Annotated in this window: 12 protein-coding genes and 1 pseudogene; 8 read left to right on the top strand and 5 right to left on the bottom strand. The window is 45.9% G+C overall.

The window, feature by feature from the left end; genetic code table 11:
• Positions 1 to 196 (bottom strand): annotated as a pseudogene (locus L1D55_RS23070) (helix-turn-helix domain-containing protein); the annotation flags it as partial.
• A gap of 97 nt (positions 197 to 293) precedes the next feature.
• On the bottom strand, positions 294 to 2,273 hold the full coding sequence (locus tag L1D55_RS23065; protein ID WP_239919009.1) for a methyl-accepting chemotaxis protein: 1,980 nt from the start codon (positions 2,271 to 2,273) through the stop codon (positions 294 to 296).
• 392 nt (positions 2,274 to 2,665) lie between these two features.
• On the opposite strand from L1D55_RS23065, the gene L1D55_RS23060 reads away from it, so the two are divergent.
• Positions 2,666 to 2,839, top strand: coding sequence for a hypothetical protein (locus L1D55_RS23060; RefSeq protein ID WP_239919008.1), 174 nt, complete (start codon positions 2,666 to 2,668; stop codon positions 2,837 to 2,839).
• A gap of 191 nt (positions 2,840 to 3,030) precedes the next feature.
• Positions 3,031 to 3,615 carry a TetR/AcrR family transcriptional regulator gene (locus L1D55_RS23055; protein WP_239919007.1) on the top strand — a complete coding sequence of 195 codons (585 nt, stop codon included), beginning with the start codon at positions 3,031 to 3,033 and terminating at the stop codon, positions 3,613 to 3,615.
• Positions 3,616 to 3,731: 116 nt separating this feature from the next.
• Here the strand turns inward: L1D55_RS23055 and L1D55_RS23050 are convergent, their stop codons facing one another.
• On the bottom strand, positions 3,732 to 5,597 hold the full coding sequence (locus L1D55_RS23050) for a fructose-specific PTS transporter subunit EIIC (RefSeq protein ID WP_239919006.1): 1,866 nt from the start codon (positions 5,595 to 5,597) through the stop codon (positions 3,732 to 3,734).
• A gap of 305 nt (positions 5,598 to 5,902) precedes the next feature.
• Here L1D55_RS23050 and L1D55_RS23045 point away from each other — a divergent pair, with 305 nt between their 5' ends.
• Together L1D55_RS23045 and L1D55_RS23040 are read left to right on the top strand one after the other, a co-directional pair.
• Positions 5,903 to 6,205: a fructose PTS transporter subunit IIB gene (locus tag L1D55_RS23045; protein WP_086714366.1), complete on the top strand. Its 303-nt coding sequence runs from the start codon at positions 5,903 to 5,905 to the stop codon at positions 6,203 to 6,205.
• A gap of 7 nt (positions 6,206 to 6,212) precedes the next feature.
• Positions 6,213 to 6,986 (top strand): PTS sugar transporter subunit IIA, encoded by a 774-nt coding sequence (locus tag L1D55_RS23040; protein ID WP_239919005.1) that lies wholly within the window; start codon positions 6,213 to 6,215, stop codon positions 6,984 to 6,986.
• Between the two features lie 17 nt (positions 6,987 to 7,003).
• On the opposite strand, the gene L1D55_RS23035 is transcribed toward L1D55_RS23040, so the two are convergent.
• Positions 7,004 to 7,843 (bottom strand): AraC family transcriptional regulator, encoded by an 840-nt coding sequence (locus tag L1D55_RS23035; protein WP_008216642.1) that lies wholly within the window; start codon positions 7,841 to 7,843, stop codon positions 7,004 to 7,006.
• 379 nt (positions 7,844 to 8,222) lie between these two features.
• Between L1D55_RS23035 and L1D55_RS23030 the strand changes: the two genes are divergently transcribed.
• The 4 genes from L1D55_RS23030 to L1D55_RS23015 all read left to right on the top strand — a co-directional run bounded on the left by L1D55_RS23030 (position 8,223) and on the right by L1D55_RS23015 (position 13,620).
• Positions 8,223 to 10,127 (top strand): fructose-specific PTS transporter subunit EIIC, encoded by a 1,905-nt coding sequence (locus L1D55_RS23030; RefSeq protein WP_239919004.1) that lies wholly within the window; start codon positions 8,223 to 8,225, stop codon positions 10,125 to 10,127.
• 94 nt (positions 10,128 to 10,221) lie between these two features.
• A complete protein-coding gene (gene manA, locus L1D55_RS23025; RefSeq protein ID WP_239919003.1) occupies positions 10,222 to 11,439 on the top strand; it encodes a mannose-6-phosphate isomerase, class I in 1,218 nt (405 codons plus the stop codon).
• A 299-nt stretch (positions 11,440 to 11,738) separates the two neighbouring features.
• On the top strand, positions 11,739 to 12,179 hold the full coding sequence (locus L1D55_RS23020; RefSeq protein WP_239919002.1) for a PTS sugar transporter subunit IIA: 441 nt from the start codon (positions 11,739 to 11,741) through the stop codon (positions 12,177 to 12,179).
• A 13-nt stretch (positions 12,180 to 12,192) separates the two neighbouring features.
• Positions 12,193 to 13,620 carry a fructose-specific PTS transporter subunit EIIC gene (locus L1D55_RS23015; RefSeq protein WP_239919001.1) on the top strand — a complete coding sequence of 476 codons (1,428 nt, stop codon included), beginning with the start codon at positions 12,193 to 12,195 and terminating at the stop codon, positions 13,618 to 13,620.
• Between the two features lie 75 nt (positions 13,621 to 13,695).
• Here L1D55_RS23015 and L1D55_RS23010 read toward each other — a convergent pair whose 3' ends face one another.
• Entirely contained in the window at positions 13,696 to 14,472 is a 777-nt protein-coding gene (locus L1D55_RS23010; protein WP_239919000.1) for a transporter substrate-binding domain-containing protein, read from the bottom strand.
• Positions 14,473 to 14,544: the final 72 nt, after the last annotated feature.

The raw sequence follows: 14,544 nt of genomic DNA, 5'->3' as shown, positions 1-14,544 counted from the left end.
CTTTTCGTTTTGTCTGAGCAGTAGCCGCATGGTTAGTTGGCAAAAATGAATCAGTACCATGAATGGCAAAGACTTGAGCCCAATACCGTATCTGTCTTGAAGAAATTGAATATTGTTTTGCTAAGTAGAGAGATGACGTGCCATCTAAGTATTGCTTAGCAATGATACATTTTAGCTCTCGGCTATATTTGGACATAAAAAGACCCCCAATAATTGGTGTCCAACTATTGGGGGTCAGTTCATTCACGGGCTTTTTAGTTTTATTTAATCAGCTTCGTTTAGGCGTTTTCGAACTAGCTCTTAAACGTACTCGCAATCTCTTTCAATGAAGCCGCGAGTTCAGCTTGCTCTTTAGCGGTTGCTGCAATTTGCGTTGCGCCTGTGGTCGACTCTGTCGACTTCTGCTCAACCGCCATCACGTTCTGGGCAATGTCTTGAGTTACGACCGCTTGCTCTTCTGTTGCCGTTGCAATCTGCTCAGTCATGCTAAAGATTTCGCTAACAGCGTTGGAGATACTTTGAAGAGTCTGTTCAACTTCTCTGGAATCTTCTACCGCTTTTGATGACATCTTCTGGCTGTTATCAATAACATTGAACGCCGTCTGCACATCAGACTGTAGCGAGCTGATAAAGCCTTCAATTTCTGCTGTCGATTGCTGAGTACGTTGCGCCAGTGTACGAACTTCATCGGCAACCACCGCAAATCCACGACCTTGCTCACCCGCTCGGGCAGCTTCAATTGCTGCGTTCAATGCCAGTAGATTAGTTTGCTCTGCTACCGACTTAATCACATCAATCACGCTGTTAATGTTATTGCTGCTCTCGTGTAGATGCGTGATCTTTTCCGCTAGGTCATTAATTTCAGATGCCAGCTTTTCGATAGAGTGATAAGAGTTTTGAACCGTACTCAAACCTTCTTGAGACTGCTCATCGACCAATTTAGCGGAGCTTGCTGTCTGCTGAGTTTTAGCCGCCACCTCATTTACCGTTGCTGATAACTCCTCTGTCGCCGTCGCAACTAAGCCAATTTGGTCTTGTTGTTGAACCAGCGTATTCGAGTTGTAATGACAAGTTTGCGAGGTTTCTTCAGCAGCTGAAGCTAAGGTCAGGCTCGATTGAGACAGATTGTCGATAACGTTCGAAAACTTTTCTAACGTTTCGTTCAGTGCCGAAGATATCTGTCCAAGCTCGCTGTTACCAACGTACTTAGCACGAACCGTTAGGTCATTGTCATTACGAACTTTAGACAACATCACCGTCAGGTCTTTTACTCTCATCGTTAGGTCGCTGATCGCCTTAACGCTCACGAAGGTCGCAAACAAAGTGACCAAAGCAAACAGACCGATACTCATCATCATCGCAGACTGCGCCTCTGACATCTTTTTCTCAGTCAACGCAATCAATGAGTCTGCTAGCTGATTCTCGGTCTTCTTCAACTGAACAATACGACCTGTCGCTTGAGCGAACCAATACACAGGGTCGACATCAAAACCGCTCATCTTAGATTCAGCCAAACTACGAAGCTTCTCAACTTCCGCCACAGAGCGGTCATTCAATTGCTGCTCAAAGAAGCGGACATTGTCTGGGTTACTCAACACCTCAAAATTTGAGAAGTAAGTATTCTGCTCTGTCACCAAAGAGATGAATTTCACCAGCATACCTGGGCCAAATTCGTTTTTGGAAAAGGTATTGTTCAGCACAGCACGCTCGATACCCGCACGCTCTTTTCCTTGCAAAAAGTTGTAATAAGCGATGGTTTCCGTGGTGATGGTGGCATCAGAACTTAGCTCTGCGATTAACGCCGAGACACTCAATAATTTTGCGTTAAGTTTTGTGTAATAGCCCAAAGCTTCAGAAAGTGGTATCGACTGAGAATCAACTCGGTTACGAATAGAAGTGATTTGGTTAAGACTTTGGCTAATTTCGTTATTCAGGCGAGTAATCTGCGGTAAATCAATCGCTGCAGACTGCCAATATTCGGCTCTCTGCGCACGTCTATTATCCGCACTGGTTCTTTGGGATTGAAGTTCACTAACAAACTTCGTGCCCTTCGACCCAATAAAACCTGCCGTCATACCGCGTTCTTTTTGTAGCTCATGTACAAGTTCGCTGTACACAACCGACAAACGAGTCAGTTGGTTTAATGACGACATTTCACTGGTCGTTTCTACGCTTTTAGAAATCGTAGAAGCACTCAGCCATAGAAACCCTAAGATCGGTAAAATAAGCAAAGCGATGATTTTTTGCTTAAAAGACATATCGGTTAATTTCATTGTTATTTCCTAGCAGCTAACGAATCTTTATCTGTAATGTAATTAGACACACTTCTAAAACGGTGTACTTTTACTAAGATCATATAATCTTTAGTTTTATCAATTACCGTGCCATGTTATCGGCAATCGATAACGCTAGCATTTAACCTTACAAAATTCATTGGTTTATTTATAAATCTGTTAGCTATGCAACCTTATCGAACACAAAAACCGTGCAACAACATATTCCCGACGCAAGTGACTGAAAAATGACGCTTTTTATTAACACTAAAGGGGTGGGCAAACACTAAAGTTCACCTGAATACTCACTACATATTGAGCAGCAACTATGTATAATGCCGCCCCGAAAAGTTAACAATTCAATCAACTAAAAAGCATAACCTGAGGTATTTATGGACTGTCCGGCTTGCGAAGAACACATTGGATGGGAATGGGTAGAAGAGGAAGCCATCGAGCCGAATGAAGAGTTCGACTGCCCTGAATGTGAAGCAACTTTGATGTACACCATCGATGAAGGCACCTATTACGGTGCGCAACATAAAACCGTCGAAGTCGTCGACGAATAGCCTTCATAAGACATTGAGCAAAATTCCACAGTAAAAGCTGCCAAAGCTCATCATCAATTGCATTCAATCGAGCACCTTATGCACCAGTAAGGTGCAAGAACGGCAATTAAGTCGAGCAAAACACACCTTTACTGGAACGAGCGTTCAGCATAAAATATTGAACATATGTTCAGATTAATGAAGTAGATGTTATGGCCAAGACTGCGAAGTTCGATAGACAAGATGTTGTAGATAAAGCAACGAACCTGTATTGGGAAAAGGGCTTTCACGCGACTTCCATGCGTAACCTGCAAGATGTGATTGATATGCGTCCGGGTAGCATCTACGCGACCTTTGGCAGCAAAGAGGGTCTGTTTAAAGAGACACTTGCTCGCTATACCGAACTTGGTATTCTCAACCTAAACCGCTTTAAAAGCGAAACAGACTCACCAATCAAAGCGCTTGAAAGCTTCGTAAAACGTGCAGTTGTTGAATCTAAACAAAGTGCACCAAACGGCATGTGTATGTTGGCTAAGACGGTCGCTGAGCTGACTGACGAGCACGCAGAGTTATTAGAAGAGGCGAAGAGATCTCTGAAGGTCATGGAAGGTGAATTCGCTAAGCTGATTACCGAAGCACAAGAGCTTGGTGAAATAAGCCAAGAGCGTGAACCTGTTCAACTTGCTCGACATGTTCAAGTTCAAATAGCAGGCCTGCGTACCTACGCGAAAACCTGTGACGACATCGATTTGCTTAACTCAATGGTTGAAGACGTATTTAAGTATCATCCTTTTTAAATGCTGAACTCAGACATATCAACAAAAAGACTCCACTGTTAGCTAAGGGCTAAAGTGGAGTCTTTTTAGTTTTGATCTCGTTAACTTTATAGACGATTAACTCTACAGCTTAAGGGTTATACCTTTCTCATGATCAGCGCCTGCGCATTAAGCATCGCTTCTTTGGTGCTGACATCTAAGATCTTCACATTCGCAAAGCGCTCAACTTCTTTAATCGCCACATCATGAGCGAAGATCACCAACCTCGCCCTTTCAATATCTTTCTGTGTAATGCGATTACCTATTCCGTTGGCACCTTGGGTCTCAACCTTTATCCGAACTCCAAGGTGATGGGCCGCCTTCTCTAAAGACTTAGCCGCCAAGAAAGTATGAGCAACACCTGAAGGACATGAAGTAATTGCCAACACATCCGCTTGTCCTTCTTCTGTTACCGAACCACCTGCCGATTGATAAGAAAGTTCGTCGCCCTCTACCACATTCTTTTTGAGCAGTATCACGATGAACGCCGTGGTTAGCGCCCCCGCAAGTGTGCCAATGATGTAGCCAATTTTGCCATCGACTACAGGCAGAACAATCCATCCGCCCCATGGTGCATGATTTACCACATGGAACATAAAGCCAACCACGTTACCGACAATACCACCAGCAACCACAGCAGGTAGCACTCGCGCAGGGTCAGCGGCGGCAAAAGGAATAGCCCCTTCACTGATACCGATCATACCCATGATGCCTGCGGCTTTGCCGGCTTCACGTTCGTCTCGCTTAAACTTCTTCGGTGACAAGAAAGTCGCCAAAGCCATACCCAGTGGCGGCGTACAAATCGCAATGCCGACACCTCCCATCAACCAAGGTTGGGTATTCACCTGAGTCTGAGCAAACAGCGTAGCGACCTTGTTGATTGGGCCGCCCATATCAAAGGCTGTCATGGCACCAAGAATACTACCGAGCACCATTTTTCCTGAGCCTGCCATCCCAGTCAGCATTTGGTTCATCTCTAACATCACTTGGGCTATCGGAGAACCAATCACCCACATCACAGCACCACAGGTTACAAAAGTGCCAACTAGCGGGTAGATGAAAATAGAGCTCAGTGAGATCATGCTGTCTGGCAGTTTGATCTTCTTGAGAAGATTCACCACAAAGCCAGCGAAGAAGCCGACCACGATCGCCCCAAGGAAGCCCGTGTTGTATTGATCTACCGCGACCCAAGAGCCAATCATGCCCGGTGCTAAACCCGGTTTATCAGCCATTGAATACGCGATGTAGCCGCCTAGAACAGCAGTAAACAGAGTTAAGCCTGCGATACCCATCTGTGCGATGTCTGCCAGCACGCCGCTTTCAGGCACAGCACCATGGCCCGAAATCATCACAGACAAAGACAACAACACCCCACCCGCGACCACGAATGGAATCATGTGCGAAGTGCCATACAGCAAATGCTCTTTCATGCGATTAAGAGACTGCGCCCAGGGACTGAGCGGCTCCACGTACACTTCCTGATGGCTAGAAGCATAACTATCGAAAGAGTCGGAATTGGCTTCGAGAAACAGCTCTTGAGCCTCTTCGACCGACTCGACCGCCTTTAATTTTGTAACAAAGTCATCTTCAATCAGTTTGGTCGAAATCTGTGCCAGCACCTCGATATGATGGTCGTCATTGTTGTCTGGCGAAGCGAGCATAAAGAACACATCAGACAGTTCACCGCCGTCAGCACCATAATCAATCCCCGTTCGGCTGATACCTACAGCAACGGCAGGTTTAGCAACGGCAGTGCTTTTCGTATGTGGAATCGCAATACCATCATCAAACCCCGTATTACCAATCGCCTCACGTTTCCAGATATCATCAAGGAATTCACTTTTATTCGAGAGCTTACCAGCGCGATCGAGTAACTCGACCAGCTCTTCAAATACTGCCTGTTTTGAGTCTGCTTGCAAATCTAAGCAGATAATCTCGGGCTCGATAATGTTTGTGATATCCATGGTTTACTCTGCCTCGCCTGATTTCAGACTGAAGTAATTAGGCTCTTCCGACCTAAATTAAAATTCGATGTTAATAGGATGAAAAGATTAGCGGTGTGCCGGCGATCATCATATAGGACGAAAGGTGCATTAACTGGATTATTGTAACCAAGAGTGCAGAGTGTGACGTCCACCTTAGAATAAAAAACGGCAATCCATAAAATCCACAGAACCCATAAACGTATCGCCCCTACGGTATGCTCCCGGTCTATACTGGGTTTTCCCATACCAGAGAGTAAAGTGGCGAGATTAAGCCGAGCATAATAATGAGAATTGTAGCGGTAACTGCGTGCCCTACAGGCATTGCGCACACCTATATGGCAGCTGATGCATTAAATAAAACAGCCCCTAAATTCAACGTTTCAATCAAGGTTGAAACACAAGGCGCTATGGGTATTGAAAACTTACTGTCTGCACAGGACATTACTCTTGCAGACAAAGTGTTGATCGTCTCTGATATCGACATCGAACAACCAAGCCGATTCGACCCAGTCAAAACCGTATTCATTCCTATGGAAGAAGTGTTGTTGAGTGTCGATAAGGTTTTCATCAAGCATTGCCGGGCTTAAGCCTTTCATGAACGAGTATCAGATTACCTTCTTTGTTGACGACCCAACGGCGAACTCACATGTCGCGCAGCCGCTTGCTCGCTTAGCGAAAAAGTTCAAAAGTACTATCTGCATTATCAACATCACTCAAAATCGAACCGCCGATCTCTCTAAATCTGTCGCGATGTTACAGGTAGGTTTACTTCGAGGAGATTTGTGCCAGATTACCGCAGTAGGTATTGATGCTGAACTCGCGTGTTTTGTCATAAAAGACGTGATTGCCGAACACTACACTATGGTTGGCTCACAAGTGAATCATGAGTTCTCTAACGATCTTATCCAACGCATGCCTCAGATATGTCCACCTTGCGACATCAAGTGGCACCATGCTAAAGCACAAACTCAACTGACCAAGTTTGAGTGCCTTAAAGGGCTCGCTCAATTAGTGCACCCATCAGATCCGGATGAGCTGATTCTTGCCTTCATTAAGCGAGAAGAGCGCTCGTCTACGTGTGTGTCACCAGGTATCGCCTTGCCCCATGTGATGTTTGAGTCGACCCAAGACCTCTCTATTGCCGTTATCGTCAGTGATGACCCAATCGACTGGGCCTCTCCAATTGGCCAAGTCCACGTGGCAATCGCTTTAGTACTGCCTACAAAGCCACAGCGAGAGCATATTGTGGCGGCCACTAACCTAACCAGAAACCTGCTTCACGATCAGGTCAATGAGCGTTTGCAAAAGACCCGAAGCAGCGTCGACCTACAAGCCCTGTTGATGTACATCTCTTCACGTCTTATTTAATGACTAGAATGTCAGATCTAGATTGATCCTCGATACTCTGTCGGCGTTCGTCCTGTGCGGTTTTTAAAAACTCTGCAGAAGTAGTTCACGTCTTTAAAACCACAACGTACCGAGACTTCATTGAGCTTAAAGTTATACTTCTTAAGCATGAACTTGGCCCGGTCGACCCGGACACGAGTGATGTACTCGGCCAACGTCATGTGGCCTTGCTGGCGGAACATTCGTGACAAATGGTTAGAGGAAATACTAAAGCGCGATGCGATGCTGTCACGGGTGATCTGACGGTGGAAGTTCTCTTGAATGTAAATACAAATACCCTGATACACATCCTGCACTCGACTGTGAGATTTCTCGACAGGCGCATCTAACATCGTCTTGCTGTATTGCAGCAGCGCTTGCAGCAATAACTCATCCATCGGCTGCTTGTTACTCTCGCGTGCTAATGAACTGAGCGCCTCCAAAATATTGTCAATGGCAAAGCCAGAGCGAGTCTGAATACTGTGCTTTTGAATATCATAGAAACTCTCTTCACCTTTGCGCTTACTCACCAAGCTTAAACCCAGCTGACGACGCCCAAACAGCATGCTCAGCACCGAACAATCAGTATCCCAGTTCGGCTTGTTCCAACAGTTAGGCGGGATGAAAATCGCATCCCCAGCTTTCGCGACAACGTTGGTGATCTTACGATCATGACTCTCCATTTCATTAATATACTCACCGTCCAGCACCAGCTCTAAACGCGGAAAGTTCACCTGATAACTGAATGCTGAAGGCGTGTGAAAATCCCCCGCAAACCAGATGTTATGAAATGGTTCTCGCTCATTTAATACCGACGAGATTAGGTCATGAAATATCATTTATTCGAACTCTTAAAAGCAGCAATAACGCTACGGGAATAGATATACTCCTTACTGAAACATAGCGCTATTGAGCAAAATCACAATCTTAGATCTAGGTTACAAAAATCCAGTATTGGAAATAAATATCCAGTCTGCATCCAGATTTTGAACACCGTTATCACGATAAGAAAGTCACCCTAACCCCTTATCAATAAAAGCTTTAACGACTCATAAAGGCTGTCAATACGCACCCCGCATGGTGCTCCTAAACGATCAAAATCACACTCCATTTAGAAGGCAACAATCATCCAGTAAATGCGTTTTTTCTTCACTACAGAAGGCAAGTAATCAATTTCAGAATATCCCTAACAAAATAAAAACAGAGTAGGGGTTCATTATGATCACAACACTGATCAATCAAGATTTGATTAAGCTTTCGCTTAGCGCCAATTCCAAAGAAGACGTATTTAAAGAGCTGATAGACGTGCTATGCGCACAAGGCCGAATTTCAGACAAGGCTCAGTTTCTTGCCGACATTAAAGCGCGAGAAGAACAAGGTAATACCGGCTTTGAAGAGGGCATCGCCCTACCACACGCGAAAAGCAGCGCGGTAATCAAGCCTGCGGTTGTTATCGGCGTGCACAAACAAGGCATCGACTACGGCGCCGATAACGGTCAACCATCAAAACTGTTCTTTATGATTGCCTCTCCCGATGGTGGCGACAATCACCACATTGAAGTACTGGCAGAGCTTTCTTCAAAATTGATTGAAGAAGGTTTCATTGAGAACTTCATGAATGCCGACTCCGCGCAAACGGCATTGGAACTACTTCTGACGAAACCAGAGCCAGTTCAAACCGAAGACACGACAGAAACCCAAGGCTTCATCATTGGTGTCACAGGTTGCCCGGCTGGCGTGGCACACACTTATTTGGCAGCAGAGGCGTTAGAGAAAGGCGCAGCAGCACTTGGCTACGATGTTAAGGTTGAAACTAACGGCTCTATCGGCGTTAAAAACAGCCCAACTCAAGAAGAGATTGAACGTGCAGACGCGATTGTCGTGGCTTGTGATAAGCAGGTCGACATGGCTCGTTTTGCCGGCAAACGCGTTATCTGCACCAACGTAAAAGCACCAATCAAAGACGCGCAAGGCTTGATTAAACAAGCACTCAATGCGCCAAGCTACCAAGCAGAACAAGCTCCAGCCAACCAATCTGTTGCCGAAAAAGCCTCACAAGCGCGTTCAGACCTTTACCGTTACTTGATGAATGGCGTATCACACATGATCCCATTCGTAGTGACGGGCGGCCTTTTGATTGCCCTAGCCTTAGCGATTGGTGGCGAACCAAGTGAATCTGGCATGGCGATTCCTGCTGGTAGCATGTGGAACCAAATCTTAGAAGTCGGTGTGGTGGCCTTCACATTGATGATCCCAATCTTGGCTGGCTACATTGCTTACGCGATTGCTGACCGCCCTGCTCTAACCCCTGGTTTGATTGGTGGCTGGATTGCCAACAACGGTTCTTTCTATGGCGCTGACGCAGGCACAGGCTTCATTGGCGCAATCATCGCAGGCCTATTAGTCGGTTACTTCGTTAAATGGATTACCTCGTTTAACTACCACAAATTCGTTCAACCACTTGTGCCTATCATGATCGCTCCGATCACTGGCTCTCTATTCATCGCAGGTCTGTTCATCTTCGTAATCGGTGCTCCAATTGCTGGATTGATGGATGCGCTTACTGCACTGCTAACCAGCATGAGCACAGGTAATGTGGTGCTACTTGGCATCGTACTGGGTGGCATGGCTGGCTTTGATATGGGTGGTCCATTCAACAAGGTGGCGTTCCTATTCTCGGTTGGCATGATTGCCAGCGGTCAAACTCAATTCATGGGTGCAATGGCATGTGCAATTCCTGTGGCTCCACTTGGTATGGCTATCGCAACCAGAATCGGCCGTAAGTTTGACCTGTTCGAATCTTCTGAAATTGAAGCAGGCAAAGCTGCAGGCGCGATGGGCTTAGTGGGTATCTCTGAAGGTGCGATTCCTTTCGCCGCTCAAGACCCAATGTCAGTTATCCCTGCCAACGTGCTTGGCTCAATGACGGCTGCGGTTATGGCGTTCTCATTTGGCATCACCAACAGCGTTGCTCACGGTGGTCCAGTGGTCGCTCTACTTGGCGCAATGAACTACCCACTGCTAGCGCTGGTGTGCATGGCGTCTGGTGCGGGCGTAACTGCGGTTACTTGTATCGCGCTTAAAAATCTACGCAAAGCCAAGCTAGCAACAGCAGCGGCTTAAGCCATTTCAACTCCAATGGCTTGAGCCCACTCTACTCTCACATTTCATTAGGCCGAGTAGAGCTCAAGCCATGTTTCCTTTCATGGTGATTTCGATGTCTGATTTTTCTTTAGCGAACGATTCGTTCGTACAACGCTTTTTCTACCCGATGACCAACGTGATTCAGAACTACGCATGGGGTAGCCCTTCTTCGTTCAACCAACTGTTTGGCATTGATAACCAGTCTGGTGAGCCACAAGCAGAGATCTGGATGGGCGCTCATCCAAATGGTTGTTCAATGGTGAACGACAACGGGCAACAGACCACATTATCGAGCTTAATCTCTAAGAATCTAAACCTATTTTTAAGCGAGAAAGTGGCGAGTCGCTTTGGTGAATTACCTTATCTTTTCAAGGTTTTAGCAGCAGAGAAAGCACTCTCTGTCCAAGTTCACCCAAACAAGCAACAGGCGGAATCGGGATATGCACTAGAAGAGCAACAAGGCATTCCGATGACAGCGGGCAACCGTAACTACAAGGATCCCAACCACAAGCCAGAATTGGTATATGCCCTAACCGACTACACGGCCATGAATGGCTTTAGATCGATCAGCGAGATCCTAGAGAATTTTCATTACCTTGATATTCCAGAACTGCATTCTATGGTCAACGATCTCGAGGGCGACCAAACTCCCAATGGATTAGCCTGTTTCTTTGCAAGCTTGTTGTCTCTGGAAGGTGAGCAAAAAGGCATGGCGTTAACCATGCTACTGATGAAGGCTAAGCTTTCTGATAAACGTGTATTCCAATTGATTTCAGAGCTTGAAGCTCAATACCCTGGTGATGTCGGCTTGTTCGCGCCACTGCTATTGAATGTGATTACCCTAAAACCAGGGCAAGCCATGTACCTTGATGCCGAAACGCCTCACGCTTACATCAAGGGCACAGGTCTAGAGATCATGGCGAACTCCGATAATGTGCTGCGTGCCGGATTAACGCCTAAGTACATGGACGTGAATGAGCTGGTTTCTTGTACTCGATTTAATGAAAAGCCTGCGGATAGATTACTGCTCAGCCCGATTGAGCAAGGTGATGTGATGGAATACGAAATTCCAGTCGAAGATTTTAAGTTCTCTATCGTGCAAAACTCACAGCAACGACAGATCACGACCGAAGGTGCCGAGATCCTATTGCCACTCGACGAATCCATGGTGCTCACTCACCCGTGCGGCGAAACCTGTGTGATAGAAAAAGGCCAGTCGGTGTTCATTCCAGCTTACGCAGAGAGCTACAAACTGGATTGCGTTGGCCGAGTAGCCCGCGCTTACAGCTAGCTTTCCAACAACTCACAGCACACTCTTCATGCCCTGCTTTTGCGGGGCATTTTTGTTTCTACAGCTTTTGTATTCCTAGAGCTTGTCTGTCCCTACAGCTCTTTTATTCCTACAGAAAGTTATTTCAACACCGGAATACACCATCAAATATGACCCATCTCACACTGGATGAATGATGCAAATCACACTTAATTTTGCTTGGTACAAATGTACAGTGAAGGGCTTTTATTTGCTATTTCACGAATCAGGTTAATACATTAATTTTAATTCAAGAACTTCAATAGTAAATGAGTTAATAAATGATCACACAGCTAACTAACGTCAACTTAATTAATAACAACCTTCAAGCGAATAATAAAAAAGAACTGTTTGAAGAATTGGCAGGCATGTTATTTGAGAATAACCGAATCTGCAGTAAAGAAGCCTTCCTGGCTGACATTGAAATTCGTGAATCTCAAAGCATCACCTCAATGGACGGCATCGCTTACCCACACTCAAAAAGCAAGGCAGTAACGGAGCCTGCGATTGCAGTTGGTGTAAAACGTGAAGGCATTGATTATGGCGATGAAGACGGCATTAATCCAACCGTGTTTTTTATGATTGCTTCACCAGATAACGGTGCTGACCATCATATTTATGTACTACAAGAACTATTTGGAAAATTCAGTGATGAATTTATCCAAAATATCCATAACGCAAAAGATGAACATCAAATCCTTAATATTTTAATTAATTCATAAGGCGTAAACAATTATGAGTACCCTAGCAAATCAAGCTACGAATACCAGTAGCAATTCTAATAACAGAAATAGCAGTAGCGACTATAAAAAACTCCTTAGTACCATGAAAGGTCACCTGCTTTTCGGTACATCACACATGTTGCCTTTCATCGTAGCCGGTGGTGTTCTGTTGGCTTTAGCGGTAATGGCATCGGGTAAAGGTGCGGTTCCAGCAGACGGCTTGCTGGCAGACATCTCCAACATCGGTATCAAGGGCCTTGTTCTTTTCCCAATCATTCTTGGCGGCTTTATTGGTTACTCAATTGCGGATAAACCAGCGCTAGCACCAGCAATGATCTCTTCTGGCATCATGGCAGATATGGGCGGTGGCTTCCTTGGCTGTATCGTAGCTGGCTTCATCGCAGGTGGCGTGGTGCTTCAACTTAAGAAGATCCCACTGTCTACCAACATGACCGCACTAGGTGCTTACTTCATCTACCCGCTTGTTGGTACGCTAATCTCTGCAGGTATCGTACTGTGGGGCATCGGTGAGCCAATCAAACTGTTCATGGCTTCAATGAACGAGTTCTTAGCGTCAATGGCGGGTGCATCTAAGATGGTTCTGGGTACAATCCTTGGTGGTATGACGGCATTTGATATGGGCGGTCCAATCAACAAAGTGGCAACCCTATTCGCTCAAACTCAAGTAGACACACAACCATGGTTGATGGGTGGCGTAGGCATCGCAATTTGTACACCGCCACTAGGTATGGCATTGGCAACTTTCCTATTCAAAAACAAGTTCTCTAAACAAGAGCAAGAAGCAGGTAAAGCGGCGGCAATCATGGGCTCTATCGGTATCTCTGAAGGTGCAATCCCATTCGCAGCGAACGACCCAATGCGTGTGCTTCCTTCAATCGTTGCCGGTGGTATCGTTGGCTGTGTGTTCGGCTTCATGACAGACATCCTACTTCACGCACCTTGGGGCGGCCTAATCACTGCACCTGTATCAAGCAACATCCCTATGTACGTGGTCGGTATCGCACTAGGCTCTCTAACCACAGCGGTTATCGTTGGCTTCTGGAAACCAGTAGTCGTTGAAACAGAAGAAGACACAGTTGAATCTGCGCCAGTTCAAGCTCAAACAGCACCTGTAGCAGGCGAAGGCGAGTACGACATCGTAGCAGTAACATGTTGCCCTTCTGGTGTTGCACACACCTTCATGGCAGCCAAAGCACTAGAGAAAGCAGGTGCGGCAGCTGGTCTTAAGATTAAGGTAGAAACACAAGGTCAAAATGGCATTCAAAACCGCATCACTGACCTAGATGTAGCAAATGCGAAACTGATTATCTTGGCTCACGATATTCAAGTGAAAGACGCTCACCGCTTTGCCAATGCGAACGTGATTGAGTGCTCAACCAAAGAAGCGATGAAGAAAGCCGCAACACTGGTCGTCGCATAACCCAACGTCAAGTTAGCTCCTAACTCTAGAGCCCTCCCCCCTAAGGGCTCTATTTTTCTCTTCTCTATGAGCTCGTTACATGCTCTTCAGTCCCCACTTCTCAGCGGTTTGCTTGAAGAAACCTTGCGTCTTTTTCAATTCAACCCAGTGGTTAATGTAGTTAATCCAAACCTGATCATCTTGTGGTAGTAGCATCGCAATTGGAGTTGGTTTACGTGGCTCTTTCACCGGAACTATCGCGAGTTGTTTAAACTTCTCGACTAAGGTTGCAGCCTCTACGTTTGAAGTCACGGAGACATCGGCGCGGCGAGCTAAAAGCTCTTGGAAATCCCGTGCTGGCGCTTCAATCACGATGTGTTGTGCCGATGGGAAGAAGTCCTTCACCATTTTTTCTTGTACTGTGCCGAGCGTGGCAGCAACTTTGATTTCTGCTTTGTCAAAGTCACTCCAATCAGAGAACTTCTCTATGTCTTTCTTTTGCACAACAGGGACGAAAGCCAGATAGAAATAGGGGTGGCTGTACCCAGCGACTTTTGCTCGAGACATGTTGAGCGATGCGCTGCCAGTCACGTCGTATTTGTTGGCTGTGATGCCATTCACCAAGGTTTTCCAGTCTGTTGCGACGTATTCCACTTTAACGCCTAGGTCCTTAGCCAACTCAGTCGTGACATCGATATCAAAGCCGCGGTAGCTATTGGTCGCTGGATCCTTCATTGTCATTGGGTTCCAATCCCCAGTTGTACCAACGCGAAGAACTCCGGCATCGAGTATCTCCTGCAAACGACTTTGTGCATGTGCAATTTGTGTAAAAGCAAGTAAGCACATTCCTAATGCAATTAAGCTTTTCTTCATTTTTTATTCCTTCAAAGAATGCTGATTTCTAAGTGATGAATGTAGATATTCTTCTTAATTATTAACCATTAA

This window comes from Vibrio sp. Isolate22 (assembly GCF_022398115.1).
Taxonomy (GTDB): domain Bacteria; phylum Pseudomonadota; class Gammaproteobacteria; order Enterobacterales; family Vibrionaceae; genus Vibrio.
The sequence above is the reverse complement of the archived record's forward strand: the minus strand, read 5'-3'. Positions and strand labels throughout refer to the sequence as shown.